Raw genomic sequence first — 23,047 nt, 5'->3', positions numbered from 1 at the left:
CACACCTCAAGCGCTGGTCCCGCTGGCGGGCAGAGCCCGCTCAGCTCTCGGCCGACTTACGCCAGCCATCACACCTCAAGCGCTGGTCCCGGCTGACTTTCTGCGGCCGTTAACCCAATGGCTATACACTCACCCTTTGTAGTAAACCCGCCGTTCACTATGATCGGCGGCGATCACCGTATGCACCAGGGGCCCGCACTTCCATGATTGCTCTGAACCGCCAGCGTCAGCACAGTGAGGCGAATCTGCTGACTGACATTGCCCGCGAGGTACGCGCCGGAGTCGGTCTGCTCGCACAACTGCTGGGCACGCCTGCTGAGGAACGTGCGGCTCACCGGCAGAAGCTGCTTGGCCTGGAGGGCCGCGTCATGGATCTGCACTTCGCTCTCATGACTCATATCCGCAGCGTGTTCCTCACCCCCCTGCCCCGCCAGGACATCTATGCCATCTCCCAGCAGATGAACCGGACCATGGAGCATGTGGTCGCCGCCGGGGACCTGGTGCTTCGGCGCACCAGTCTGCAGCTGCCGGCGGAGACCGCCGAGATGGTGGAGTCGCTGACCCGCCAGGTGGAGCTGACCGATACCGCGATGCGCCGGTTGGATGACTTTGATCATCTGGAGGGCTATTGGACCCAGCTCCAGCGGCTGAGCAAGCAGGCCAACCGGACTCACCGTGACTGGGTGACCGCGACGGATTCGGCGTTCCAGCCCAATATCGCCCTGCAGCAGACGCAACTGGCCGATCAGATCCTGGCCGCTGTCCATTCCCAGCGAAAAGTAGCAGCGATCTGCGGGTCCATCATCGTGCGGGAATCCTGACGTGGAGCTGCTGCTTCTGGTGGTCGTCAGCGTCATCCTGGCGCCGACGCTCTATGTGGCGGGACTACACGATGTGCCCAACTCCATCGCCATTCCGGTACGCACCCGGGCACTCACCCCCGGAATCGCTGTGCGCATGGCCGCTGGGTTCAATGCCCTGGGTGTGCTGCTTGCCCTGCCGCTGGGGATCTATCTCTTCGCCTGGTTCGAGTTTCCCGCCCTGGAACCGGGGCTCACCCTTGCCGTGGTGCTGGCCGCCCTGGTCACTGTGCTCGGCTGGAACCTCTTTACCTACTTCCGGGGAATGCCGACCTCCACCACCCACGCACTGCTGCCGGCTCTGCTGGGCGGGGCGCTGGTGGCGGTGGCGGCCAGTGACATCAGTACCGAAGAGCTCTGGGCCCTGCCCTGGCTGACCCCGCTGGTCACTCTGCTACTCTCCCCGCTGGTGGCTTTCGCCCTGGCCTATCTGCTGGTCTACCTCTCAGTGCGGATTGCCCGCGGCGAGGACCCTGACGATATCAACCGGGTCTCCCGGGGGCTGCAGTCGGTCACGGTGGGGATCACCTCACTGGGCACCGGCCTGCAGCAGGGCCAGCGATTCTCCTTCGTGTTCGTGATAGCGCTCGGGGCCGGTGGAGTGACTGATCCGGCCGGATGGATGGGACTGATCCTGGTGACCTTCGCCCTGCTGATCGGCGCCGGTGCTCTGCACGGGGGCTGGCGGATCGGGCATGTGCTGGCCCACCGGCTGGTGGCCATCGACCCGCTGCGCGGGATGGTCGCCACCACCACGGCCTCAGGGCTGCTGTTCATCGGTTCGCTGGGCCTGGCGCTGCCGCTGTCGACCTCGCTGACTGCCACCAGCGCGATCATGGGTGCTGGCTCCAATCAGCGATTCGCGACTGTCAACTGGCGCCAGTTCCGCCGCATCGGGCTCTACTGGGTGGCCACACCGGTAGTCGCTGGCATCACCGCGGCGGTGCTCACCATCTGCCTCAGCGCCCTCGTGCCATAGCCGCGGGTCTTTTCAGCCGAATCGCGCAGCACCGATCATCCGAACTTGCCGGAGACATAACGCTCGGTCTGCTCGTTGGCGGGGTTGTTGAAGATCACCGAGGTGTCGTCGTACTCGATCATCTTCCCCGGCTTGCCGGTGCCGGCGATGTTGAAGAACGCGGTCTTCTCGCTCACCCGGGCCGCCTGCTGCATGTTGTGAGTGACGATGACCACCGTGTACTTCTCCTTCAGCTCGGAGATGAGGTCCTCGATCGCCAGCGTAGAGATGGGGTCCAGCGCTGAGCAGGGCTCGTCCATGAGGATCACGTCCGGCTCCACCGCCACCGTGCGGGCGATGCACAGACGCTGCTGCTGCCCTCCGGAGAGCCCGGAACCGGGCCGGTCCAGACGGTCCTTGACCTCGTTCCACAAGTTCGCCCGGCGCAGAGCCTTCTCCACAATGTTGTCCGCCTGGCCGCGGGAGAGCCGAGCGCCGTTGAGCTTGTAACCGGCCAGCACATTGTCCCGGATGCTCATCGTGGGAAACGGGTTGGGCCGCTGGAAGACCATTCCCACCATGGAGCGCACGGTCACCGGGTCAACGCCGGTGCCATAGATATTGTCTTCGTCAAGGAGCAGCTCGCCTTCAACACGGGCCCCAGGAAGCACCTCATGCATCCGGTTCAGGGTGCGCAGGAACGTGGTCTTGCCACAGCCCGAGGGCCCAATAAACGCGGTGACCGACCTGGCGGCGATCTTGATGTTGACACCTTCCACGGCCAGGAAGTCGCCGTAGTAGACGTTGAGGCCCTTGGCGGTGATGGACTTGGACATGATGCGTGTGGCTCCTTAGCGTCCGGTCTTCTTGGGTGCGAAGACATGGGCGATGATACGGGCAATGAGGTTCAGAGCCATCACGATCATGATGAGCACCAGAGCGGCTCCCCAGGCGCGCTGCTCGGAGAGATAGCTGAGCTCACCGACGCCGATCGGATGGGTGAAAGTCCAATAGATGTAGACCGGCAGCGTCATCATGGCATCGGTGAACAGATCCCAGTTGACCCGGTTCAGCATGCCGGCGGTCAGCAGAATCGGCGCGGTCTCACCGATCACCCGGGCGATGGCCAGAGTGACGCCGGCGGCGATACCCGAGATGGCAGTGGGGATCACCACCTTGAGGATGGTGCGCCATTTGCGCACACCGAGTGCGTAGGAGGCCTCGCGCAGCTCGTTGGGCACCACCCGCAGCATCTCTTCAGTGGTGCGCACCACCACGGGGATCATCAGCACACACAGCGCCACCGCGGCGGTCAGACCCATCCGGTAGTTCCCTGGGCCGTAGGACCATAGGCCGAACTGATTGCCGATGCCCAGGATCATCTGCACGGCCGCGGCGCCGAACAGTCCGGCCACGATCGAAGGAATACCGGTCATGACGTCAACGAAGAACGTGATGCCGCGGGACAGCGGACCGCCGCGGGAGTACTCCACCAGGTAGATGGAGGTCAGCAACCCGATCGGCACCGAGATGACCGTGGCCAGCAGCGTGATCATCAGCGAACCGATGATCGCGTGCAGCACACCGCCGCCCATGGGGCGTTCACCCTCGTGGATCTGCCGCTCCCGTGACTGCGCGGCATTCTGGCTCATGTCCTCGGTCCAGAAGGACAAGCGGCTGATGCCCTGGAACCCGTCGGCGGTGACCGACCAGATCACCGATATCAGAGGGATCAGGGCAAGCGCGAAAGCAATGTAGACCAGATTGCGCCACAGCCCGTCGGTGGCCTTGCGCTTGTTCAGCTGCTGCCGTGTCACCACGTAGCTGGTCACGATGAAGACGACAGCGGCGAAGATGAACCACAGTGCGTAGTTCACTGAGAAACCATTGATCAGGTAACTCAGCGCGAAGCCGACGACGACGCCCACCGCGGCCGTGACGGGTAGGAACCAGCGCGGTAAGACGTTGCCTTTGATCGACCTGGGCCGGATGAGTTCCTGAGGATCAATCTCCCACCCGAGGTCAACCCCATCAGCTTCCGGGTCGGGGCGGCCGTTCTGCTGCGGCGATGGGCTCTTCGTTTTCGTCTGCTGAGGCATCAGTTGGCTCCCGAGAATTCTCTGTGGCGGGACACGATCCAGCGGGCGATCATGTTCACGACAAGGGTGATGATGAACAGCACCAGGCCCAGTGCGATCAGCTGGTGCCAGCGTTCGGTGTTGGGTGCGGTCTCACCGAAGTTCAAAGCGATTTCGCGCGGGATGGTGGAGTTCCCGGCCGAGATCAGCGAAAGCTGGAAGCCGAGGCCGGAGACCACCATGACCACAGCCATCGTTTCGCCCAGTGCCCGGCCAAGCCCCAGCATGATCCCGGAGATGACGCCCGCCCTTGCGAAGGGGAAGACCGCCATCTTGATCATCTCCCACCGGGTCGCCCCCAGAGCCAGGGCTGCCTCCTCGTGCAGTTTTGGGGTCTGGATGAAGATCTCCCGGCAGACCGAGGAAATGATGGGCAACACCATCACAGCCAGCACCACCGAGGCGGTGAACAGGTTCTGGCCGAGCCCGGGAGACCCGGCGAAGAAGGGGATGCCCCATCCCCAGTTCTCCTCCGGCCAGGTGTAGAGCCAACGGTTCAGCCAGTGGTAGAGCGGCAGCATAGCAGGGGCCAGGACGAACATGCCCCAGGCGCCATAGACCACTGAGGGAATCGCCGCCAGCAGATCAATGATGTACCCAATGGTCTTTGAGGCCCGCGGCGGGGCGTAGTGGGAGATGTAGAGGGCCACCCCGATGGACACCGGCGCAGCCATCACCAGTGCCAGCACGGCCACCACCACGGTGCCCAGGGCGAAGGGCCAGGCATAGGAGAGGAATCGACCGAGGATCAGGCCGTCCTCCTCCTGATAGACCGCCCCCACTGAGTTCCAGGACAAGAAGAGGGCCACGAAGGCCAGAATGATGAGAATGAAGATGCCGGCTGCTTTGGCTAAGCCTGCGAAACCGCGATCGAGACCTGCACCTGCCCTATCCCCGCTGGCCAAAGAGTTTTCCGGTTTTGCACCGGCTTTGCGTCCCCCCGACCGGGTCTGTGTGGAGTCAGTCGTCACCGATGCGGCCTCTTTCGTGATGCGGATACTGCGGTGTCATGATGGTGGTGGATATTCTGCTGAGAGTCCCTTGCGAGGCGGGCACGAACGCCGGAGCTGAGCATTGAAGCAGAGCTCCGGCGTCCGCTATCACTCGCACCAGAGGATCCCTGACCAGATCAGGGGGTTCGTTGTGGGCTCCGAGGCCCGAGGACGCATCAGCCGCCGGTGATCTGGCTGATAGACTCCTGTGCCTGGCTGATGAGGTCTTCGTTCAGCGGGGCGGCGCCGGCCTGGTCAGCAGCGATCTGCTGTGCCTCTTCAGAGACGATGTACTCGGCGAAGGCCTGCGCCAGCTCAGCCTCGCCTGCGTCGCTGTATTCATTGCACCAGATGGTGTAAGCCACCTGAACGATCGGGTAGGCGCCTTCTTCGTCGATGTCACGAGCCAGGTCGAAGCCGAGGTCGTTGTCGGCCTGGCCGCCCCGCAGATCGGAGGAGGCCACCGCCTGACCGGCCGCCTCGGGGGAGAACGGCACGTAGTCGCCGCCGATCTCCACGGCCACCGTGGACAGTCCGCCCTGGACGGCCTGCTCGGCGTCGGCGTAGGTGATGGTGCCGTCGGTGGACAGAGCCGCCTCGATCACCCCGGAGGTGCCGTCGCCGGTTTCAGCGGAGATGTCACCGGGCCATTCGGAATCGGCCTCCCAGGTCCAGGTGTCAGTGGCCTGCTCCAGATAGTCGGTGAAGTTCTCGGTGGTTCCCGAGGAATCCTGGCGGTGCACCACAGTGATCGGGGTACTCGGCAGGTCCACGCCGTCATTGTGCTCGGCGATGGCTTCATCGTCCCAACTGGTGATCTCCCCGGCGAAGATCGCAGCAATGGTCTCACCGTCCAGGTTGAGCTCGTCCACGCCGTCCAGGTTGAAGCCCACAGCGATCGGCAGGATGGCGGTGGGGATGTGGAAGGCGCCGTCATCACCGCAGCGCTCCTGAGACTCCGCGTATTCATCGTCGCTCATCAGCGCATCGGAGCCGGCGAAGGAGACGGCACCGTTGAGGAAGTTGGCCCGGCCGTCACCGGAGCCGACGGCGTCGTAGTCCACCGGAGTGCCGTGCTCGGCCTCGAACTCGATCTGCCATTCCTGGATGGCCAGCTGGAAGGATGATGCGCCGGCGCCGGAGAGGTTTCCGGAGAGATCTGCGGAGGCGCCGCCGTTGTCGTCAGCACCGTTCTCCACGCCGTTGGCGTCAGTGTCGTTGTCGTCGGTGCCGTTGTCATCGCCGTTGCAGGCGACCAGCGCCAACGATGCCACGGACAGAATGGCCGCCACGCGGCCGAAACTTGCTACCTTCACGTTGTCCCTCTCTGAGGTTTGAGCGTCAGCGCATGCTGATCAGCGCCGAATGCCTTGGTGCTATGACTTCTTTGGCTCGCCGACCTGAGTCCAGGCGCGGCTGGTGAACCGGGTGCCACGCTAAGGAATCCAGGTGACCAGAAGTTGCTGCCCGGGTGAACCGAGGGTGAACAGCTGAGGGCTAAACGGTGTCCAGCGGGGTGAGCGTGGGTCAGTGCTGGGGACTGCCCAGGTCCAGGATCATCCTGGTGTTGCCCAGCGTGTTGGGCTTCACCCGTGCTAAGTCCAGGAACTCGGCCACGCCTTCGTCCGGCGAGCGCAGCAGCTCAGCGTAGACCTCAGGGTCGACGGGGGCTTGGTCGGCCATGATGCGGAAACCGTGCCTGGTGAAGAACTCGACCTCGAAGGTCAGGCAGAAGACCCGCGCGACCCCGAGGCTGCGCGCCCGCTCCAGCAGCTGGTTCAGTAGCGCGGACCCGACGCCGTGACCCCGCCAGGAGTCCAGAGTCGCCAGAGTGCGGACCTCAGCCAGGTCTTCCCACATCACATGCAGCGCGCCGAAGCCGGCCAAGGAGCTCTGGTGGTCCTCAGCGACCAGGAACTCCTGGATGGCTTCGTAGTAGACCACCCGCTCTTTGGGCACCAGCACGCGATTCTCCACCAGCGGCTGCGCCATCTCCACGATGCGCGCCACATCAGTGGTCCGAGCTGGGCGGACAGTAAACGTCGGCGGCGGGGAAACCCCGCTCGCTCCCTGATGTGGCCCATCCGTACGCTCCGCGTTTTCACGGGTGCCGGACGTCAGGGGTCCGCCTCGGCGGCCTGCAGAGGCCGCGGCCTTCGCAGCTGAAGCGTCTGAGGAGCTGTTCACTCTACTGCCCCCTGAGTTCGAAGTCGTGCGGCTGGCTGCTGATCCCTGAGACGGAGACGGTCAGTTCGTAGTCCCCGGTGGTCAGCTCTGCGGGTTCGGAGCAGTCCACCGCAGATTCAGAGCGCGGCCAGAGCATCTGCGCGCGCTCGGTCTGGCCGGGTTCAAACTCCAGCTCCAGGGATTCGCCGCTGAGGTCGCACTGTGCGGTGGAGAAGATCTCGCGTCCACCGGTGGCCACTCGGAACTGCTGTTCGGCGGTGCCGACGTCCAGAGTACAGTCCTCAGAGCCCACATTCTCGATCTCCATGATCAGCAGCGGTGCAGTGGAGGCGTCATAGACCTCGTGGCTGGTGCCGGCGCGGACCTCGATATCGGCCGGTGCGCAGTGTCCCTCAGGCAGCTCGTCTTCGGAGTTGTCACCCTCTGCCGCGGCGTCGTCCGGCACATCGTCGGAATCTTCGCCTTCGGCGGGCTCTTCGGTCGGCTCGGCCTCAGTCTCGCCGGCGCCGTCGTCCTCGGTGTCCTGCCCGGCGCCGGTCTGAGCGGCGGACTCGTTCTGACCCTGACCGTCCACGAACGTGTCATAGAGCGCACGGGCGCCCCAGACCACCAGTGCCAGCACCACCACAGCGAGCAGCGCAGCCACCAGCCGCCGGCGGCGGTACACGGCAGGTGAGGGTCGGCGGCGCTGGTTCATCGTTGTCCAGAGTAGTCAGCCTATGGGCCGGAATGGCGGACCGGCGCGGGTTCTACAGCAGAAGCCAGCCGAGGAGACCAGCGGCGATCACCACAGCCCAGGCGGGAACCCTCCAGCTGGTGAGCGCGACGAACGCGGCCACCACCAAGCACAGGGCCAGGGCCGGGTTCCTGACCTCCAGGACGCCAACGGTGAACACGGGGGTGTAGAGCGCAGCAGCCAGGATGCCCACCACCCCGGCATTGACCCCCATCAGTGCTCGCCGCGCTAGAGCATGACCGCGCAGAGACTCCCAGAACGGCAGCGCGCCGACGACCAGCAGCCCTGCCGGAAGGAAGATGGCCACCGTCGCTATCACCGCCCCGGTGAGGCCTCCCGGAGCCCCCGTGGTCGAGGCGCCGAGGAATCCGGCGAAGGTGAAGAGGGGGCCGGGGACCGCCTGCGCTGCGCCGTAGCCTGCCAGGAAGGTATCGGGCTCCACCAGGCCACCGGAGACGGTTTCGGCCTGCAGCAGCGGCAGGACCACGTGGCCGCCGCCGAAGACCAAGGAGCCGGCGCGGTAGAAGAGATCAGCCAGGGTGAGGTAGGCGTTTCCGGTCAGGGCCACCAGCAGCGGGAGACCGGCAAGCAGCACGGCGAAGAGACCCAGGCAGACTCCGGCACATTTCTTCGACACCCGGACGGTGAAAGCGTCCTCGGCGCTCTGCTGCTCGGCCTCTGGGCGCAACCAGATGAGTCCGATGAACCCGGTGGCGGCGATGGCACCGGCCAGCACAAAGGGTTGGGGCAACAGCAGGACGATGATCGTCGCGAAGACGGCCAGGGTGGCCCGAGGAGCGTCGGGGGCCAACGATTTGGCCATCCCCAGCACCGCGTGGGCGACCACCGCCACCGCGGCGGCCTTGAGCCCGCTGACCCACCCGGCATCGGTGAGATCCCCGGCATGGGCCACCCCGTAGGCGAAGGCCACCAGCAGCAGCACAGAGGGCATGGTGAAGGAGAACCAGGCGGCGAACATTCCCGGGTAGCCGGCCCGCTGCAGCCCAAGCGCCATGCCAACCTGGCTTGAGGCGGGGCCGGGCAGGAACTGGCACAGCGCCACCACATCCGCATAGGCCTTCTCGGACAGCCACCGACGCCGTTCCACGAACGCCTCACGGAAAAAGGCCAGGTGGGCCACCGGCCCGCCGAAGCTGGTCAGCCCCAGCCGCAGGAAGACCAGGAACACCTCACCAACAGTGCCGGGGTGCTGCTGCGCCGGCTGTTCAGGACTGGGTACGCTCACCTGGGCATCCTAACCATCCCGGGTGAAGGACTGGTGTCTATCCCCAGGCGCTGCCTGAGGCATCATCGGCGCCGCGGTGCGGAGCAGTTCGTCGACCGGTCGGCAGACTCAGCGCGGACGGAACTGTGCGGTGATGGGGCACTCCATCGGATCTGAGTAGCCCAGACCTACCCGGTTGAGGTAGCGGATGACGATGCCGTAGGACTCCATCAGCCCGGTCTCGGTGTAGGTGATGCCGCGTTCGGCGCAGAACTCCTTGACCAGGGGCTGGACCTTGTGCAGGTTCGCGCTGGCCATCCGGGGAAAGAGGTGATGCTCGATCTGGTAGTTCAGTCCACCCATCCCCCAGTCGATCAGACGGCCGCCGCGGATGTTCCGCGAAGTCAGGATCTGGCGCTGCAGGAAGTCCACCTTCGAGTCCTTCGGGATCAGCGGCATGCCCTTGTGGTTGGGTGCGAAGCTGGCACCCATGTAGACGCCGAAGACCGCCACCTGCACGGCCAGGAACGCCAGGCCCAGCCACGGCCCCAGCAGCCACAGCACCAAGGCCGGGAATCCGATGAGCCGAACGGTCAACAGCGCAGCTTCAACCTTGCGGTGTTTGAGCTTCTTCGACTGGACCACCGTCGCGACGGCGTTGTAGTGCAGCACCAGGCCGAAGAACAGCAGCAGCGGGAAGAGGAACCAGCCCTGCCGCTTGACGAACCAGCCGGCGATGCCGGTGTTGCGGGCCGCGGCGTCCTCGGGGACGAAGGCGATGGTGCCGGGGGCGATGTCGCCGTCCTTGCCGATCACATTGGGGTTGGCGTGGTGCTTGCCGTGCTTCTGGGCCCACCAGCCGTAGGAGAGCCCGACGATCCCATTGCCCACCATCAGCGACAGCCAGGCGTTCTTCCGTCCGTTGTCGAACACCTGCTGGTGGGCGGCGTCGTGGGAGAGGAAGGCGACCTGGGTGAACAGAACCCCGAACAGCACCGCCACCGCCAGCTGCCAGATGCTGCTGCCGAGCACCGCCAGCAGCGTCCCAGCGGCGGCGAAGGCCAGGACGAGCACGACGGCGCGGCCGATGTAGCTCTGCGCACCGCGCTCCATGAGCCCGGCGTCCTTGACTCTTTGGGCTAGTTCGAAGAACTCATTGGTCTGCCGGTTACGCACCGGGCGTCCTTGAGCCTGGACAGCCGGCTGAGGCTGGGTGGTGTCAACAGCATCCTGTGTCATCGTCATCGTTGGCTCTTCCCTTCCTCGCACTGTGGTGTTGGGCGGGGCCGTGTCAGCAACCCTGCTCGCTTACCTACACAGTAGGAACAGATGGTGGCTCTGCGCGTCACCCGGTGGAGCCAACCTGACCCCCTACCCCGGTAGCGTCACAGCGGGAGTACGGCGTCGACGGTGAAGCCCCCGGCGGGGGTGGGCCCGGTCTCAACGCTGCCGCCGACAGCTGCGGCCCGTTCCCGGATGCCGCTCAAGCCGAGTCCGGCACCGGGTGCCGGATCCACCATGGTCTCCGGGGAAGGGCCGTTGGCCACAGTGATGCGCAGCTGCCGTCTTCGTTCCCCGCTCTCTGCGCTGAGGTCGACGTCGACCTCGGCTGCTGGGGCATGGCGCAGGGCATTGCTCAACGCCTCCTGAACGATCCGATAGGCCGCCAGCCCGGTGGCTGAGCTGGCCTGCGTGGAGCCTCCGCCCGTGCTGAGCCCGCTGTACCGGATGAGGGTGCCGGAGGCACGGGTGGCCTGAATCAACCCGTCGATGTCCTCCAGTCCGGGCTCCGGAGCGGTGGGAACCTCGTCCTCGCCGCGCAGGATGCTCAGCAGCATCCGCATCTCGCTCAGCGCCTGGCGGGAAGATCCGGCGATCTCTTCGAACTCGCGCCGAGCCGAAGAGTCCATACCGGGGTTGCGGTACTGGGCCGTGGCCGCCTGCACGCTGATCACCGACATGGAGTGGGCCACCACATCGTGCAGCTCACGAGCGATCCGGTTGCGCTCCTGGAGCTCTTTGCGGCGCCGGTCCTGTTCGGCGCTGGTGCGCTCGGCGGCCTCCAGGCGCCCAGCGTTGAGTATCCACAGCCGCACCAGGACACCGATCACCACCACACCTGCGGTGATGGAGAGGGAAACGATGCTGTTGGCCATCGAGCCGCTGGGCCGTTCAGCGTCCACGATGAACAGTGCGACCAGAGTGAGCACCGCACCGCCGCACCAGGCCGATACTGCGTAGTACCAGGGTCGGGCCAAAGCGGCGACCGCCAGCACTGCACACTGGGTGATCAGTGCGGTGACCGGCCAGGGCCAAGGGAGGGTTCCGGCCTCGGCGACGGCGACCATCAGGCCTCCGGCGGCCGCCATGGACAACAGGAGCCCGGTCCATGTCATATGCAGGGTGAGCACCACCGATCCGCAGTGGGCCAGCACCAGCACCATGGCGATCACCACCGGAACGGAGTGAACTGCGGAGGTGATCGGCCAGCCCACCGCCAGCAGAACCGCAGCGGCGAAGCCGGTGCCGATCCAGGACCACGCGGCGGGGCTGAACGAGGCTGTGCGCCCGCCTCCGATGCCCTCTTCATGCCTGATGGCCGCGGCCTCTGCACGCGGCGGAGGCGGACCCCCGACGTCAGGGACCCGCGCGGACGGATCGCGACTGTGCGGGCCAGGTCGGGGACCGAGCGGGGCTCCCGCCCCGGCGGAATCAGCGCTCCCCAGGAGCGCAGTGGTCAGGGTGGCGTCCAGAACGGCCAGCCCCCGCATCATCGCCGGCAGGGTGGCCATGAACACCAGCCCGACGACGAAGTACGCTCCGGCATCCAGGAGGTACTGGGTGGATGAGGCAGCCGGAACCAGGCCCGGGTCGATGAGATCCAGCAGCTGGATCAGTGATCGTTCACCGGGCAGGAACAGCGACCAGAAGAAATACGTGAGGCCCGCCGGCCCGATGACGGTCCACACCACCGCCACCATGACAGTGCCCAGCCGCAGCGGGAAGGTGATGAGCATTTCGAAGACCAGATCCAGCCAGCGGCGCGGATCGGCGAGGATGCGCAGCTTCCCGGTGAGTCCTGGGGCGGCGAGTCGGTAGGCCGCGGCGGGCACGGGCGCTCCCCAGATACGCAGCCGGGTACGGGAGAGCTCAGCGAACCCCGAAGCGACCACCAGGGTCAGCGGCATCAGCAGCGCGCCGACCCACAGGACCGCGGTGGCGGCGGAGGCCACCGTCAGCGCCAGCAGCAGGCTGAAGCTGAACACCGCGATCGGGAACCCGGGCAGCACATAGCCGTAGTCCCGGGCCAGGCGCCGGAGACGCCTCCGGGGCTCCTCCGCACGGTAAGCGGTGACATTCATGCGGTACACCCTATGGAGCCGCCGCCGCGCCCGGCGTCCCGCTGAGGGGTGACTCTTCTGAGATGCGGGTGATACTTGCGGGGGAATCTCGCCGGTTCAGGGCCCGCTGAGTCGGGACCCGGGGGGCTGCTGGGGTAGCGTGATGCTGTGGCCGACACCAGCAGCTCAGACCTCCCCGCTGCACGCTCTGTCCGCGTGCTCATCGTGGACGACCAATCGATGATCCGCGCCGGCTTCGCCGCCCTGCTCGACGCCCAGGACGGGATCGACGTGGTCGGCACCGCCGAGGACGGGGCGGGAATCATCGATGTTGTCCGACGCACCCGGCCCGATGTGGTGCTGATGGACATCCGGATGCCCAAGGTCAACGGTCTTGAAGCCACTCGCACAGTGCTCAGTATGCCCGGTGAACCGCCCCGGATCCTCATGCTGACCACTTTCGACGCCGATGAGTACGTCTTCGCCGCTCTGCGCGCCGGAGCCAGCGGCTTCCTCCTCAAGGACGCCGCACCCGAGGAACTGGTCCAGGCGGTCCGGGTGGTGGCCCAAGGCGAGGCGCTGCTGTCTCCACGGATCACCCGCACCCTCATCGCCGACTATGCTGCCCGGCCCGCAGCCCCGGCACAGAACAAGACACTGCTGGCGGGGCTGACCGAGCGGGAGCTCGATGTGATGCGCCTGGTGGCCAAAGGCCTGCCCAACGCCGCGATCGCCGCAGAGCTGTTCCTGGCCGAGCAGACGGTCAAGACCCACGTGTCCCGGATTCTGAACAAGCTGACCCTGCGCGACCGCACCCAGATTGTGGTCACCGCCTATGAGTCCGGACTGGTCAGGGCCGGGGAGTGAGCGCCACGGGCAGAGCGTTCAGTCCACGGCGACGAACACCCTGTCACTGAGCAGATCCGGGGTGACCGAGAGCACGCCAGTCTCGACATCATCCGAGGGCACGTGAATGGCAATGTTGCCGGTGACTGATGCGGCCTCGTACAGCGTGGTCAGCGAATCAAAGGAGTCAGGCTCCACAGCGGACTTGTCGTAGGAGTTGTAGGTATTTCCCTGGGGAGAGACGTAGGCGATACTCAGCATGGGCGTTGCTCCCTGAGCGTCATCACCGGTGTACTCGGCGGTGACATTGACCAGCATGTAGTGGTGCCCTTCCTCGGGCTCCTCGTTGAACTGGTTCTCGGCAAGCACTTCGTCGGTGGCATCCAGATCCACACTGTTGATGGTCACGCTCCAGTCCGAGGAGGACACCTCAGTGCCCAGCGGGTAGGGATTGGCACGAGAGCCGAGCTCCTCATCGGCGGCGGAGGCGTCACCAGCATCTTCGTCATCGGCGGCAGTTTCTCTCTCCTCACCGCTCTCACCGTCCTGATCGTCCTCGTCCGCTGTCCCTTCCTCCGAAGGCACACTCGCGGTGGTCTCATCGCTGAGGGCCTCATCGAAGGCATCAGCCACCACCGTGAAGAACACGATGACCCCGATGATGCTACCGACCACAGTGATGATCAAGGCAGCGATGCCATTACCACGCTTCCTCCCCTTCAGGAACAGCGACACCAGAGACAGGATGAACGCGATGGGCAGCAGAACCCAGCCGATGATCAGCGCCCCGGGCACACCGGCGAAGATCGCGCCCACCACGGCGGTGATCAACGCGATGATGCCCACAACGTTTCTGTGGTGAGTTCTTTTCTCTGTGGTGGTTTCGGCCACGGGCGAGGACATGGAGTTACCTGCACTTTCTTCGGTTGACGAGTGATGCACTGTTGTGTGCTCTACGAGCCTGCCGAATTGCGGACCAGTCCGGGACGCCGGATCAGGTGAACAAGCCTGCCCGATCGGGCAGTATTTCCTGACCGATCCGCTCTGCGGCGGGACGCGCGGATCTCAGTAGACTGGCTGGATGCTCCCCCGAACCCGGCGCCGGTCCGCTCTGCGCGCGCTCCTCTCCGGTGCGATCGTCGTGGTGATGATCTGTGCGGGACTGCTGGTGCTGGTGATGGCCTCGATGACCTCCCCGCAGATGACCGATCCGGAGACCGGGGGCCCCACTGACTTTGGGGCGCTGATGGCCGGGCTGGGCATGCTGGTGCTGCTGGCCCTGCCGTGGTACCGCAAGGCTCCCCTGGTGCTCATGGTCGCGGGAGCGGTGTCGGCGCTGGTGCTGCGGATGGATCCCTTCGTGCTGGCGGTGGGCCTGACGGTGTGGATAGTGCGCTGCAGACAGCGCTGGCAGTGGGCGGTGGGCGGCATAGGTCTGGCGCTGATCGTCCTCAACACCGTGCTTCACCTCCACGGGCTCTCTCAGTGGCCAGATGCTGAGTACCGGCGCACTGGGCAGGTGCTGGTCGTGGCAATGACTGTGCTGTGCGTGGGCCTGGTGCTGGGCATCTCTCTGTGGACCCGGCAGAAGCGCTCCACCAAGCACGCCGAGTCCCAAGCCCAGTCCGCGCAGCAGAACAGCGAACTGCTCTCTGGTGAGCTAGCCCGCCAGCGGGAACGCGAGGACCTGGCCCGTGAGGTCCACGACACCCTGGCCGGACGTCTCTCGGGACTTTCCCTGCAGGTGGGAAGCCTCGAACAGACCGCCCAGCGCGGTGATGAGGACCAGCTCGACGAGGCCCTCCGCACCACCCGCAGCTACGCTGATCAGGCGCTGGCCGATTTGCGCGTGCTGCTGACCTCACTGCGCGAATCAGGCGCCTCCGCCACCATCCCGGCGAAGACCCCCACCGGTGTCCCGGACCTCCAGGACCTGCTCGACGACGCCGCGGCAGCGGGTCTGGAGGTCCGTCCCTACATTCTGCTGGACGGATACTCCTCCGCCCCGCCGGCACTGCAGCGAGCGATCCTGCGCATCACGCAGGAAGCACTGACCAACGCCCTGCGGCACAGCGAGGACCGTGTGGTGCATCTGAGCATCAGCGGCGACCAGCAGCGTGGCGTCCGGCTGGGGTTCAGCAACCGCAGCACTACGGGGCCGGGCTTTTCCGGCGGTGCCGGCACCGGCCTGATCGGCATCAGAGAACGCGCGCACCTGCTGGGCGGAACTGCCGAGGTCCGCACCGAAGGCGGTGAGTTCGCCGTCAGCGTGTTCCTGCCCTGGCCCTCGGCCGAACCGGCACGCTGAGCCCGGCGTCACCCGGTTCCAGCGCCCACGGCCTTGATAAACTGCCATCCGTGCAGATCACGCTGGTGATGGTCGATGACGAGACGCTTGTCCTGGATTCGTTGGAGCGAATCCTGAGCAAGGATGAAGACATCACCGTAGTCGGCACTGCCTGTACCGGGTCTGAGGCGATCCAGGCAGTGCGCACACATCGGCCTCATGTGGTGCTGATGGATCTGCTGCTCAAAGGTGAGATGGACGGCGTGGAGGCCACTGGCCGGATCCGCAGTATGCTGAATCCGCCCGCGGTGCTGGCGGTGACCAGCTTCGACACCGATGTCTACATGCGCGGGGCGCTGGACGCCGGAGCCACCGGATTCCTGCTGAAGAACGATGCCACCAGCTCCCTGGCCACCGCGATCCGGATGGCCCACGCCGGTGACCCCATGATCTCCCCGGCACTGACCTCACGGCTGATCTCCAGCTACGTCACCGCGCGGACTGATCCGCTCTGCCGGGCTGCCCGCACCCAGGTGAAGGACCTCTCCGCACGTGAGATCGAGGTGGCCCAACTGGTGGGCGCGGGCAAGACCTATGACGATATCGCCCGGCAGCTGTTCATCTCCGCAAGCACCGTCAAGAGCACCATTGGCCGAGCGATGAGCAAGGCCGGCGCCGACTCCGGGGCGCAGCTGGCCGTCCTGGTCGCCCAGGCCCGCCTGGACCTGCTGGATTCCCCCTCACCGTGACCTGATCTCTCCCCCTCCGGGGTGCGGGGCAACCGCTGGTCACCTGATTGAATAAAGAGATGACGACGACGCCCGCTCCTCCTGCTGCCAAGAAAGTCCCCACCGAGCGCACACACCACGGGGACACGTTCACCGACCCCTATGAGTGGCTGCGCGAGAAGGACAGCCCCGAAGTCATCGAGCACCTCACAGCGGAGAACGCCTACACCGAGGCGGTTGCCGCCGATCAGGAGCCGCTGCGCACTGCGATTTTCGAGGAGATCAAGCACCGCACTGTGGAGACCGACCTCTCGGTGCCGGCCCGGCGCGGAGACTGGTGGTACCTCACCCGGACCATCGAGGGCCAGCAGCATCCGGTGTACTGCCGCGTGCCAGCGCAGGAGGCACTCGCCGGCATCCAGGATGAAGCGGCCGAGCCCGCGGCAGAAGCCGTGGCACCATCCTCGTTAGCCGCCTGGACCCCTCCGGAGGTGCAGCCCGGTACCGCACTGGAGGGTGAGGAAATCTACTTCGACACCAATGCTGAGGCTGCCCGGCATCCGTTCTACTCCGTGGGCGGGATGGCGCTGAACGATGCGGGCACACTGCTGGCCTACTCCGAGGACACCACCGGAGATGAGCACTACACGCTGCGATTCCGGAACCTGGAGACCGGCGAGAACCTGCCTGAACATGTCGAGAACGTGCACGGCGGCCCCATCCTGGACCCGGCAGGCGAGCGCGCCTTCTACATGGTGGCCGATGCCGCCTGGCGGCCCTACCGGCTCTACGAACACCGCATCGGCACCCCGGCTGAGGAGGACCGGCTGCTGCTGGAAGTCGAGGACGTCCAGCTCTGGAGCTTTCCGGAGCTCTCGGCAGACCGGCAGGAGCTGCTGATCTACTCCGGAAACTCTGAGTACAACGAGACCCGCATCCTGGATCTCACCGACCCCGAGGCCGAGCTGGTCCTGCTCATCGGCAAGGACCGCCGGGTGGAGCACAGCGTGGAGCCTCTTGAGCTCGACGGGACACGCCATCTGCTGATCACCCACAACCAGGGTGGGCCGAACAAGTCCGTCTCGCTGACCACGGTGCAGGCGCTGCTGGACCAAGCCGACGCTGAGCGCCTCTGGCTGGGCCGCACCGTGCTGGAGCACGAGGAGACGGTCAAGCTGGACGACTCTGTGGTGGTCACCGCGTCGCAGATTCTGGTGCAGGCCCGGGTCAACACCGTCCAGTCGGTGTACCTGCTGCCCCTGGAGACGGTGCGGGCGGTCCGCGACGGTGCAGGCGCGGTGGCGGCGTCGTCGTTATCCGGTCCGAGCTTCGATGAAGAGATGTTCACCGTGAACCTTGTTCAGGCCCGCTATGAGGCCCCGGTGTTCCGCGTCCAGTTCTCCTCCTGGCTCATCCCGGACCGGGTCTACGACATTCCGCATGCGGACCCCGCCCCCATCCTGCGGCGCGAGACCCCGGTCAATGTGGACCTCAGCCAGTACCGCGCACGGCGGCTGTGGGCGCCGACCGGGGAGACCTGGCCCGACGGCACCCCGGTTGAGGTGCCGATCAGCCTGCTGCACCGCCAGGGGCTCGAGCCGGATGGGACCAACCCGGTGCTGGTCTACGGCTACGGCTCCTACGAGATGTCCATGGACCCCTACCTGCAGATCGCTTCGCTGAGCCTGCTGGACCGCGGAATCGTGTTCGCTGTGGCGCATATCCGCGGCGGCGGGGAGCTGGGCCGGAAGTGGTACGACGAGGGCAAGAAGCTGAAGAAGACCAACACCTTCTCAGACTTCATCACCGCCACCGACTACCTGGTGGAGACCGGGTGGGCGGACCGGAGCCGGGTGGCAGCCTACGGCGGCTCCGCGGGCGGACTGCTGATGGGCGCGGTGGCCAATATAGCCCCGGAGAAGTACCGGGCGATCGTCGCGCAGGTGCCGTTCGTGGACAATCTGACCTCGATCCTGGACCCGGACCTGCCGCTTTCGGCCCTGGAGTGGGAGGAGTGGGGCAACCCGATCGAGGACGCGGAAGTCTACGCCTATATGAAGTCCTACTCGCCGTATGAGAACGTGCATCCCACCGAGTACCCGGCGATCGCGGCGGTGACCAGCCTGCATGACACCAGAGTGCTCTACGTGGAACCGGCCAAATGGGTGCCGGCCCTGCGCGAGCACCAGCAGGGCGAAGCGCCGATTGTGCTGAAGACCGAGCTGGAGGGCGGCCACGGCGGGGCCTCCGGGCGGTATGAGAAGTGGAAGGACCGTGCCTGGGACTACGCCTGGCTGGCCAGCTGGCTGGGTGCTGCGGAAAGGCTCTGAGGCCATCCCACCGTCGACTGGCCGAATGTGTCGCTAATTCCGGCAGAATCCATGTGATTTAGGGACAGAATCGGCCAGTCAGCAGTGGGGCGTCGCCGTCAGCCCTTAAAGCGCTCGATCGAGCGCTGGAGTTCGGCCTCGGCTTCCTCGCGGCCCTCCCAGCCTTCAATCTTGACCCATTTGCCGGGCTCGAGGTCCTTGTAGCGGGTGAAGAAGTGCTCGATCTCCTTGACCAGGAAGTCGTTCAGATCAGAGATGTCCTGGATGTCGTCGAAGCGCTTGTCGTCGAGCACGCAGACCAGCTTGGCGTCACCGCCGCCGTCGTCGGTCATGTTCAGCACTCCGATCGGGCGGGCCTCCAGCACCACGCCTGGGATCAGGTCCACATCCGGGATGTAGACCAGGGCGTCGAGCGGATCGCCGTCTTCGCCCAGGGTGTCGTCGAAGTAGCCGTAGTGGGCGGGGTACTGCATGGGGGTGAACAGCACCCGGTCCAGGCGCAGCCGGTGGGTCTCGTGGTCGATCTCGTACTTCACACGGGATCCGGCCGGGATCTCGATGGTCACATCGCGGACAATTGCCACAGTTCCTCCTGAGGTTCGAAATGACTGGGTCGAGGCTGAAAAACTCACTGCTCAGCGTATAACGACGATGCCCCACTCTGCTCACCCGGTCCGGACTCCATGACCGTCCGGAAGATCTGCCCATTACGCGGCATGCCCGAAAGCGCGGTGTGCGCCGGCTCTTTGGCGAACTTCTCCCAGCCGGACGCGACACCCTCCAGCTCGATGTTCCGCCAGATCATCGGCACTCCGGCGGCAGCCTCGAAATCGACTCGGTCCATCAGTTGAACATGCAAATGCGGCTGAGTGGTGTTGCCGGTGTTACCGACCTCGGCGATCACCTGACCGGCCTCAACGCGCTGCCCCGCTGAGACTTTCGCAGAACCTCGGCGCAGATGCGCGTAGGCGGAGCAGATATCGTCGTCGTGCTGGATCACCACTCGGTTGCCGATAATCGCAGCAGGACCGGCGAGGCTGCGCAGGACATTCTCCAGCGTGGAGAAGAACACATAGCTGGGCCAGGAGTTCCGCCCCCGCTGATCACGCTGCCAGTCATTGACCCTGACGACTGCGCCTGCTGCCATAGAATGGATCGGGGCACCGAAGCAGCTGAACCGTTCGGGCCTCTCGCCCATCAGTGCCCAGCTCATCCTGGCAGGGTTGACATGCTCAGCGCTCTGATCAGAAGGATGGATGATGTCGACGGCACTGAGCTGGCCGAGTTTTGCGGTCCCGTGGCTGGGAATAGCCTGCCCAGGGGAGTTCAGCGCCAACCACCGGCCGCGGACTGGGGAGTGGACTTCCACCGGCTTCTGTGAGCGGGCTGAGGGACCGATGCTGATCGCCATCACAAGCCCGAGACCCAGCGCCACCACAAAGAGGACCCACCATCCGCCTCCGGGTGGATCGATCACCCCGGTGAGATCCAGTACGACGGCAAGAATCACTGTCAGCAACAGCACCCGCCACAGCGGCCCCAGTGCCGCAATCGCGCGTCTCATCTGTCCACTCCCATCAGAATCGTCAGCAGCGGGACTACTCGCGCCACCGGGACCTCGTAGCGGCCGCCGCCGGCTGCGCGCAGCCAGCCGGCAGAGGTCAGCTGCCGCAGGTGGTGGTAGATCTGCCCGCTGGTGCCGAACTCTCCTGTCCCAGCCAGGTCTTGGACGGTCTCGGCCTCGGTCATCAGCTGCTGGATGATCCGCAGCCGCACCGGGTGGGCAAGAGCGGAGAGGGCCTCGGCGCGCTCGGCGAAGTCGGAGCTGAAGAGATCCTCGGCCAGCGCGCTCACCTGCCAGCGGGCTTCATACCCGTTGGGGGTCTGCACACTGCCGGCCATCATCACTGCCCCGGGCTCCGGGGCACGAGCCCGCAGTCCCTCCAGGGCCCAGAAGACGCCACTGTCCTCCGGGGCGGCTGGAACAACATGAGCCTCCACACGGGATTCCAGCAGAGCCACGCGCTCCTCCAAGCTCTCGAGACGCTCTACTGCATCACTCATCCTTCGATTTTACAGTAATTACGTAATAACTGTAATTGCTGACGCGGAACTAGGATTCCACTGATGGCCGACGCAAGAGACACCGAACTCAACACCCCACGACTGCTGCTGCGAGCGCCCACCGATGACGACGTCGGTTTCGTGCTGGACACCTATTCCCGTTCAGAGGTGGTGCGCTACATCGGCACAGGCGAGACGCAGACCACCCACGAGCAGGCGTATCAGAGGATTGAGCGCTATCGGTCACAGTTCGGGCCGGGCACCGGTGTCTGGCTGGTCGAGAATCACGACGGCGCCCCACTCGGGTTCGCGCTGATGAAGCCCATTCCCTTCTCCGAGGGGGTGGTGGCACAGCAGGAAGACCTCGAAATCGGCTGGCACCTGCACCCGGAAGCATGGGGTTCAGGCTTTGCCACAGAAGCTGCCCAAGCGCTGATTGATCACGCCCGCGCCGTCGGACACAAGCGACTGGTCGCGGTCACCCACCCGGACAATACCGGCTCCCAGGCGGTGGCCCGCCGCCTCGGCATGACCCATGAGGGCCGGACGGAGCGTTACTACAACACCAGTTGCGAGCTCTTCACCCTTGACCTCTACGGCTGATTCGCTCCCCAGGGGTTGATCAGCCGGACTCCCCTGCCCTGGAAGTCTTTGACGTTTCGTATGACCAATGCGAACCCTCGCGCCAGAGCCGTGCCTGCGATCAGGGCGTCGTGCGCTGATGCAGTCTTGGGAACGCAGGGGGCCGCAGCTTCTCCAACCTCGAGGTCTACGGGCAATATTCGGCCGCTGAATCCCGTCAGGACTCGCTGCTCGTACCGCTGACGCAACCTAGCGGCACGGTCAGAGTCCTTCCGCGCCGCCTTGAGGATTCCGATACGAATCTCCAGCACCGTGATGACACTCAGGTGGAGCTCCGCAGAGTTCTGCGCATCCATCCGCTCCAGGACCACAGGGTCGGCGTTCTGCGCTCTAGTTCTGCGATGACATTGGTGTCGATGAGGTACATCAGTCCTCGTCTTGAAAGGGGATCGGACGCGGGTGATCGTCACGGGACGGGAGAAACTCATCGAGGCCATCCCCCTCGCCCTGAAGCCATGTGCCCAATTTCTCCGGAGTGCCCTGCAGCTTTTGGTACTCGCTATAGCTGAGCACCACGATCGAGGGTCGGTCACGCTCCGTGACGATGACCGGATGCTCCCGAGCTTCTCGCTTGACTGTGCTGGGACTGCGATTGAACTCGGCGGCAGTCACTGTAGCCATAGCCACCTCCAATGTAGTACTTATAACTACCGTAGGTGCTAGGGATGGGATTTCACTATACCTCGACGAGACTCTACGGGTAGCGCCCGTGCAGACAAGAGTCGTCCCGCACTTCATGCAGCCGCGTCGAGAGCTGGATCTTAGGGCAATTGGGGAGAGGTAGACCTGTCTTGAGTCGATGCTACGTTTGTCCATATGGTCTCTCATGATGCGGTTGGCACAGTCCCGTATGTGCCGCCATCAGCTCCCGCTGAGCATCCGTTGCAGTACCTCCACGGACCAGACTCGTACCGGAAGACTGATGTGCCACAGGGACGCATCGAGCAATTCAAGTGGGATGCCAGCACCGTGTACCCCAACACGAGCAGGATCGTGCAGGTGTACGTGCCACAGCAGTACACGCCCGGGGAGCCGGCAGCGCTGATGGTGTTTCAGGACGGCCAGCTCTATCTCGATCCAGACCTGGACATGCGTGCCAGCATCGTGTTCGACAATCTCATCCATGAAGGCTCGATACCGGTTACCGTCGGAGTATTCGTCGATCCTGGGCAGCCGGGGAACCGCAACAAGGAGTACGATCCGGCAGATGATCGGTACTCCACCTTCCTGCTAACCGAGATCATTCCCGCAGTCCGGGAACGGCTCGGGATCACCATCACTGGTGACCCCGAGAAATGGGCCATCTGTGGGGGCAGCAGTGGTGGTAACTGTGCTTTCACCGCTGCTTGGCACCGTCCCGACCGGTTCCGACGTGTACTGGCGTTCGTCGGGAGTTTCGCTCAGATTCCGGGAGGAAACCCCTACCCCGATCTCATCCAGCGAGGACCCCAAAAACCATTGAGGGTGTTGCTACAGGCAAATCGATGGGATTTGAACTTCGATCAGCCCGACGACAACTGGTACAGCAACAATCTGCTGGTCGCCGCCGCTCTGGCCGAACGTGGGTACGATCACCGCCTCATACTCGGCGATGGTGGGCACAGTCCCAACCATGGTGGTGTCATCCTTCCGGAAGCACTTCGCTGGCTCTGGCGACCGTCACCGGACGGCAACGCGTATACAACCAATCTTCATGAAGACGACCTCTGAGGG

At 65.0% G+C, this 23,047-nt stretch carries 23 protein-coding genes; 8 read left to right on the top strand and 15 right to left on the bottom strand.

Annotated features, from left to right (window positions below):
- Nucleotides 1-203: 203 nt before the first annotated feature.
- Together DVO78_RS07435 and DVO78_RS07430 are read left to right on the top strand one after the other, a co-directional pair.
- Nucleotides 204-821, top strand: coding sequence for a DUF47 domain-containing protein (locus DVO78_RS07435; RefSeq protein WP_120004181.1), 618 nt, complete (start codon nucleotides 204-206; stop codon nucleotides 819-821).
- 1 nt (nucleotide 822) lies between these two features.
- The gene (locus tag DVO78_RS07430) at nucleotides 823-1,839 is read left to right on the top strand and encodes an inorganic phosphate transporter (protein ID WP_120004180.1); all 1,017 of its coding nucleotides are present in this window, start codon (nucleotides 823-825) and stop codon (nucleotides 1,837-1,839) included.
- 35 nt (nucleotides 1,840-1,874) lie between these two features.
- Here DVO78_RS07430 and pstB read toward each other — a convergent pair whose 3' ends face one another.
- From pstB to DVO78_RS07385, 9 genes are all read right to left on the bottom strand, one after another.
- The gene (pstB, locus tag DVO78_RS07425) at nucleotides 1,875-2,654 is read right to left on the bottom strand and encodes a phosphate ABC transporter ATP-binding protein PstB (RefSeq protein WP_120004179.1); all 780 of its coding nucleotides are present in this window, start codon (nucleotides 2,652-2,654) and stop codon (nucleotides 1,875-1,877) included.
- A 15-nt stretch (nucleotides 2,655-2,669) separates the two neighbouring features.
- Nucleotides 2,670-3,917, bottom strand: coding sequence for a phosphate ABC transporter permease PstA (gene pstA, locus DVO78_RS07420; RefSeq protein ID WP_120004178.1), 1,248 nt, complete (start codon nucleotides 3,915-3,917; stop codon nucleotides 2,670-2,672).
- Nucleotides 3,917-4,927 (bottom strand): phosphate ABC transporter permease subunit PstC, encoded by a 1,011-nt coding sequence (gene pstC / locus DVO78_RS07415; protein WP_420799074.1) that lies wholly within the window; start codon nucleotides 4,925-4,927, stop codon nucleotides 3,917-3,919. Before pstC ends, pstA begins: the two co-directional genes overlap by 1 nt.
- A gap of 197 nt (nucleotides 4,928-5,124) precedes the next feature.
- Nucleotides 5,125-6,264, bottom strand: coding sequence for a phosphate ABC transporter substrate-binding protein PstS (pstS, locus tag DVO78_RS07410; RefSeq protein ID WP_120004176.1), 1,140 nt, complete (start codon nucleotides 6,262-6,264; stop codon nucleotides 5,125-5,127).
- A gap of 211 nt (nucleotides 6,265-6,475) precedes the next feature.
- Nucleotides 6,476-7,069, bottom strand: coding sequence for an amino-acid N-acetyltransferase (locus DVO78_RS07405; protein WP_120004193.1), 594 nt, complete (start codon nucleotides 7,067-7,069; stop codon nucleotides 6,476-6,478).
- 67 nt (nucleotides 7,070-7,136) lie between these two features.
- Nucleotides 7,137-7,832, bottom strand: a complete 696-nt coding sequence (locus DVO78_RS07400; RefSeq protein WP_157983914.1) for a hypothetical protein — start codon at nucleotides 7,830-7,832, stop codon at nucleotides 7,137-7,139.
- A 52-nt stretch (nucleotides 7,833-7,884) separates the two neighbouring features.
- Nucleotides 7,885-9,117, bottom strand: a complete 1,233-nt coding sequence (gene chrA / locus DVO78_RS07395) for a chromate efflux transporter (protein WP_238385190.1) — start codon at nucleotides 9,115-9,117, stop codon at nucleotides 7,885-7,887.
- A 108-nt stretch (nucleotides 9,118-9,225) separates the two neighbouring features.
- Nucleotides 9,226-10,341 carry a fatty acid desaturase family protein gene (locus DVO78_RS07390; RefSeq protein ID WP_120004174.1) on the bottom strand — a complete coding sequence of 372 codons (1,116 nt, stop codon included), beginning with the start codon at nucleotides 10,339-10,341 and terminating at the stop codon, nucleotides 9,226-9,228.
- A 140-nt stretch (nucleotides 10,342-10,481) separates the two neighbouring features.
- A complete protein-coding gene (locus DVO78_RS07385) occupies nucleotides 10,482-12,458 on the bottom strand; it encodes a sensor histidine kinase (protein ID WP_120004173.1) in 1,977 nt (658 codons plus the stop codon).
- A 147-nt stretch (nucleotides 12,459-12,605) separates the two neighbouring features.
- On the opposite strand from DVO78_RS07385, the gene DVO78_RS07380 reads away from it, so the two are divergent.
- Nucleotides 12,606-13,304: a response regulator gene (locus DVO78_RS07380; RefSeq protein ID WP_274380745.1), complete on the top strand. Its 699-nt coding sequence runs from the start codon at nucleotides 12,606-12,608 to the stop codon at nucleotides 13,302-13,304.
- An 18-nt stretch (nucleotides 13,305-13,322) separates the two neighbouring features.
- Here the strand turns inward: DVO78_RS07380 and DVO78_RS07375 are convergent, their stop codons facing one another.
- The gene (locus DVO78_RS07375; protein WP_120004172.1) at nucleotides 13,323-14,186 is read right to left on the bottom strand and encodes a DUF4352 domain-containing protein; all 864 of its coding nucleotides are present in this window, start codon (nucleotides 14,184-14,186) and stop codon (nucleotides 13,323-13,325) included.
- Between the two features lie 178 nt (nucleotides 14,187-14,364).
- Between DVO78_RS07375 and DVO78_RS07370 the strand changes: the two genes are divergently transcribed.
- From DVO78_RS07370 to DVO78_RS07360, 3 genes are read left to right on the top strand one after another with little or no spacing between them, the layout of a single operon-like run.
- Entirely contained in the window at nucleotides 14,365-15,591 is a 1,227-nt protein-coding gene (locus DVO78_RS07370) for a sensor histidine kinase (RefSeq protein WP_120004171.1), read from the top strand.
- A gap of 50 nt (nucleotides 15,592-15,641) precedes the next feature.
- The gene (locus DVO78_RS07365) at nucleotides 15,642-16,319 is read left to right on the top strand and encodes a response regulator transcription factor (protein WP_120004170.1); all 678 of its coding nucleotides are present in this window, start codon (nucleotides 15,642-15,644) and stop codon (nucleotides 16,317-16,319) included.
- A gap of 59 nt (nucleotides 16,320-16,378) precedes the next feature.
- Complete coding sequence (locus DVO78_RS07360) at nucleotides 16,379-18,628, top strand: S9 family peptidase (RefSeq protein ID WP_120004169.1); 2,250 nt, start codon at nucleotides 16,379-16,381, stop codon at nucleotides 18,626-18,628.
- A 98-nt stretch (nucleotides 18,629-18,726) separates the two neighbouring features.
- Here the strand turns inward: DVO78_RS07360 and DVO78_RS07355 are convergent, their stop codons facing one another.
- Genes DVO78_RS07355 through DVO78_RS07345 form a run of 3 tightly spaced genes read right to left on the bottom strand, consistent with a single transcriptional unit; the run spans nucleotide 18,727 to nucleotide 20,692 of the window.
- Nucleotides 18,727-19,206 (bottom strand): inorganic diphosphatase, encoded by a 480-nt coding sequence (locus DVO78_RS07355; RefSeq protein ID WP_120004190.1) that lies wholly within the window; start codon nucleotides 19,204-19,206, stop codon nucleotides 18,727-18,729.
- 50 nt (nucleotides 19,207-19,256) lie between these two features.
- Nucleotides 19,257-20,192: a M23 family metallopeptidase gene (locus DVO78_RS07350; RefSeq protein WP_120004168.1), complete on the bottom strand. Its 936-nt coding sequence runs from the start codon at nucleotides 20,190-20,192 to the stop codon at nucleotides 19,257-19,259.
- Nucleotides 20,189-20,692, bottom strand: coding sequence for an ArsR/SmtB family transcription factor (locus tag DVO78_RS07345; RefSeq protein ID WP_120004167.1), 504 nt, complete (start codon nucleotides 20,690-20,692; stop codon nucleotides 20,189-20,191). The genes DVO78_RS07350 and DVO78_RS07345 overlap by 4 nt, the downstream gene beginning before the upstream one ends.
- 63 nt (nucleotides 20,693-20,755) lie before the next feature.
- On the opposite strand from DVO78_RS07345, the gene DVO78_RS07340 reads away from it, so the two are divergent.
- Nucleotides 20,756-21,295, top strand: a complete 540-nt coding sequence (locus DVO78_RS07340) for a GNAT family N-acetyltransferase (protein WP_120004166.1) — start codon at nucleotides 20,756-20,758, stop codon at nucleotides 21,293-21,295.
- Here DVO78_RS07340 and DVO78_RS07335 read toward each other — a convergent pair.
- Both DVO78_RS07335 and DVO78_RS17490 read right to left on the bottom strand, forming a co-directional pair.
- On the bottom strand, nucleotides 21,286-21,630 hold the full coding sequence (locus tag DVO78_RS07335) for a type II toxin-antitoxin system VapC family toxin (protein ID WP_157983913.1): 345 nt from the start codon (nucleotides 21,628-21,630) through the stop codon (nucleotides 21,286-21,288). The genes DVO78_RS07340 and DVO78_RS07335 overlap by 10 nt on opposite strands.
- 70 nt (nucleotides 21,631-21,700) lie before the next feature.
- Complete coding sequence (locus tag DVO78_RS17490) at nucleotides 21,701-21,955, bottom strand: type II toxin-antitoxin system Phd/YefM family antitoxin (RefSeq protein WP_157983912.1); 255 nt, start codon at nucleotides 21,953-21,955, stop codon at nucleotides 21,701-21,703.
- 303 nt (nucleotides 21,956-22,258) lie between these two features.
- Between DVO78_RS17490 and DVO78_RS07325 the strand changes: the two genes are divergently transcribed.
- On the top strand, nucleotides 22,259-23,044 hold the full coding sequence (locus DVO78_RS07325) for an alpha/beta hydrolase (RefSeq protein ID WP_238385189.1): 786 nt from the start codon (nucleotides 22,259-22,261) through the stop codon (nucleotides 23,042-23,044).
- Nucleotides 23,045-23,047: the final 3 nt, after the last annotated feature.

The organism is Nesterenkonia muleiensis, assembly GCF_003600155.1.
GTDB lineage: Bacteria > Actinomycetota > Actinomycetes > Actinomycetales > Micrococcaceae > Nesterenkonia > Nesterenkonia muleiensis.
This window is presented reverse-complemented; position numbering and strand designations above follow the sequence as displayed.

Bases quoted from the DNA above. Each gene is read 5' to 3' on its own strand.
- DVO78_RS07360 (WP_120004169.1), top strand. From the start codon at position 16,379: ATGACGACGACGCCCGCTCCTCCTGCTGCCAAGAAAGTCCCCACCGAG.
- pstB (WP_120004179.1), bottom strand. From the start codon at position 2,654: ATGTCCAAGTCCATCACCGCCAAGGGCCTCAACGTCTACTACGGCGAC.
- DVO78_RS07435 (WP_120004181.1), top strand. From the start codon at position 204: ATGATTGCTCTGAACCGCCAGCGTCAGCACAGTGAGGCGAATCTGCTG.
- DVO78_RS07375 (WP_120004172.1), bottom strand. From the start codon at position 14,186: ATGTCCTCGCCCGTGGCCGAAACCACCACAGAGAAAAGAACTCACCAC.
- DVO78_RS17490 (WP_157983912.1), bottom strand. From the start codon at position 21,955: ATGGCTACAGTGACTGCCGCCGAGTTCAATCGCAGTCCCAGCACAGTC.
- DVO78_RS07340 (WP_120004166.1), top strand. From the start codon at position 20,756: ATGGCCGACGCAAGAGACACCGAACTCAACACCCCACGACTGCTGCTG.
- DVO78_RS07400 (WP_157983914.1), bottom strand. From the start codon at position 7,832: ATGAACCAGCGCCGCCGACCCTCACCTGCCGTGTACCGCCGCCGGCGG.
- DVO78_RS07345 (WP_120004167.1), bottom strand. From the start codon at position 20,692: ATGAGTGATGCAGTAGAGCGTCTCGAGAGCTTGGAGGAGCGCGTGGCT.
- DVO78_RS07335 (WP_157983913.1), bottom strand. From the start codon at position 21,630: ATGGATGCGCAGAACTCTGCGGAGCTCCACCTGAGTGTCATCACGGTG.
- DVO78_RS07350 (WP_120004168.1), bottom strand. From the start codon at position 20,192: ATGAGACGCGCGATTGCGGCACTGGGGCCGCTGTGGCGGGTGCTGTTG.
- DVO78_RS07390 (WP_120004174.1), bottom strand. From the start codon at position 10,341: ATGACGATGACACAGGATGCTGTTGACACCACCCAGCCTCAGCCGGCT.
- DVO78_RS07370 (WP_120004171.1), top strand. From the start codon at position 14,365: ATGCTCCCCCGAACCCGGCGCCGGTCCGCTCTGCGCGCGCTCCTCTCC.
- pstA (WP_120004178.1), bottom strand. From the start codon at position 3,917: ATGCCTCAGCAGACGAAAACGAAGAGCCCATCGCCGCAGCAGAACGGC.
- DVO78_RS07385 (WP_120004173.1), bottom strand. From the start codon at position 12,458: ATGAATGTCACCGCTTACCGTGCGGAGGAGCCCCGGAGGCGTCTCCGG.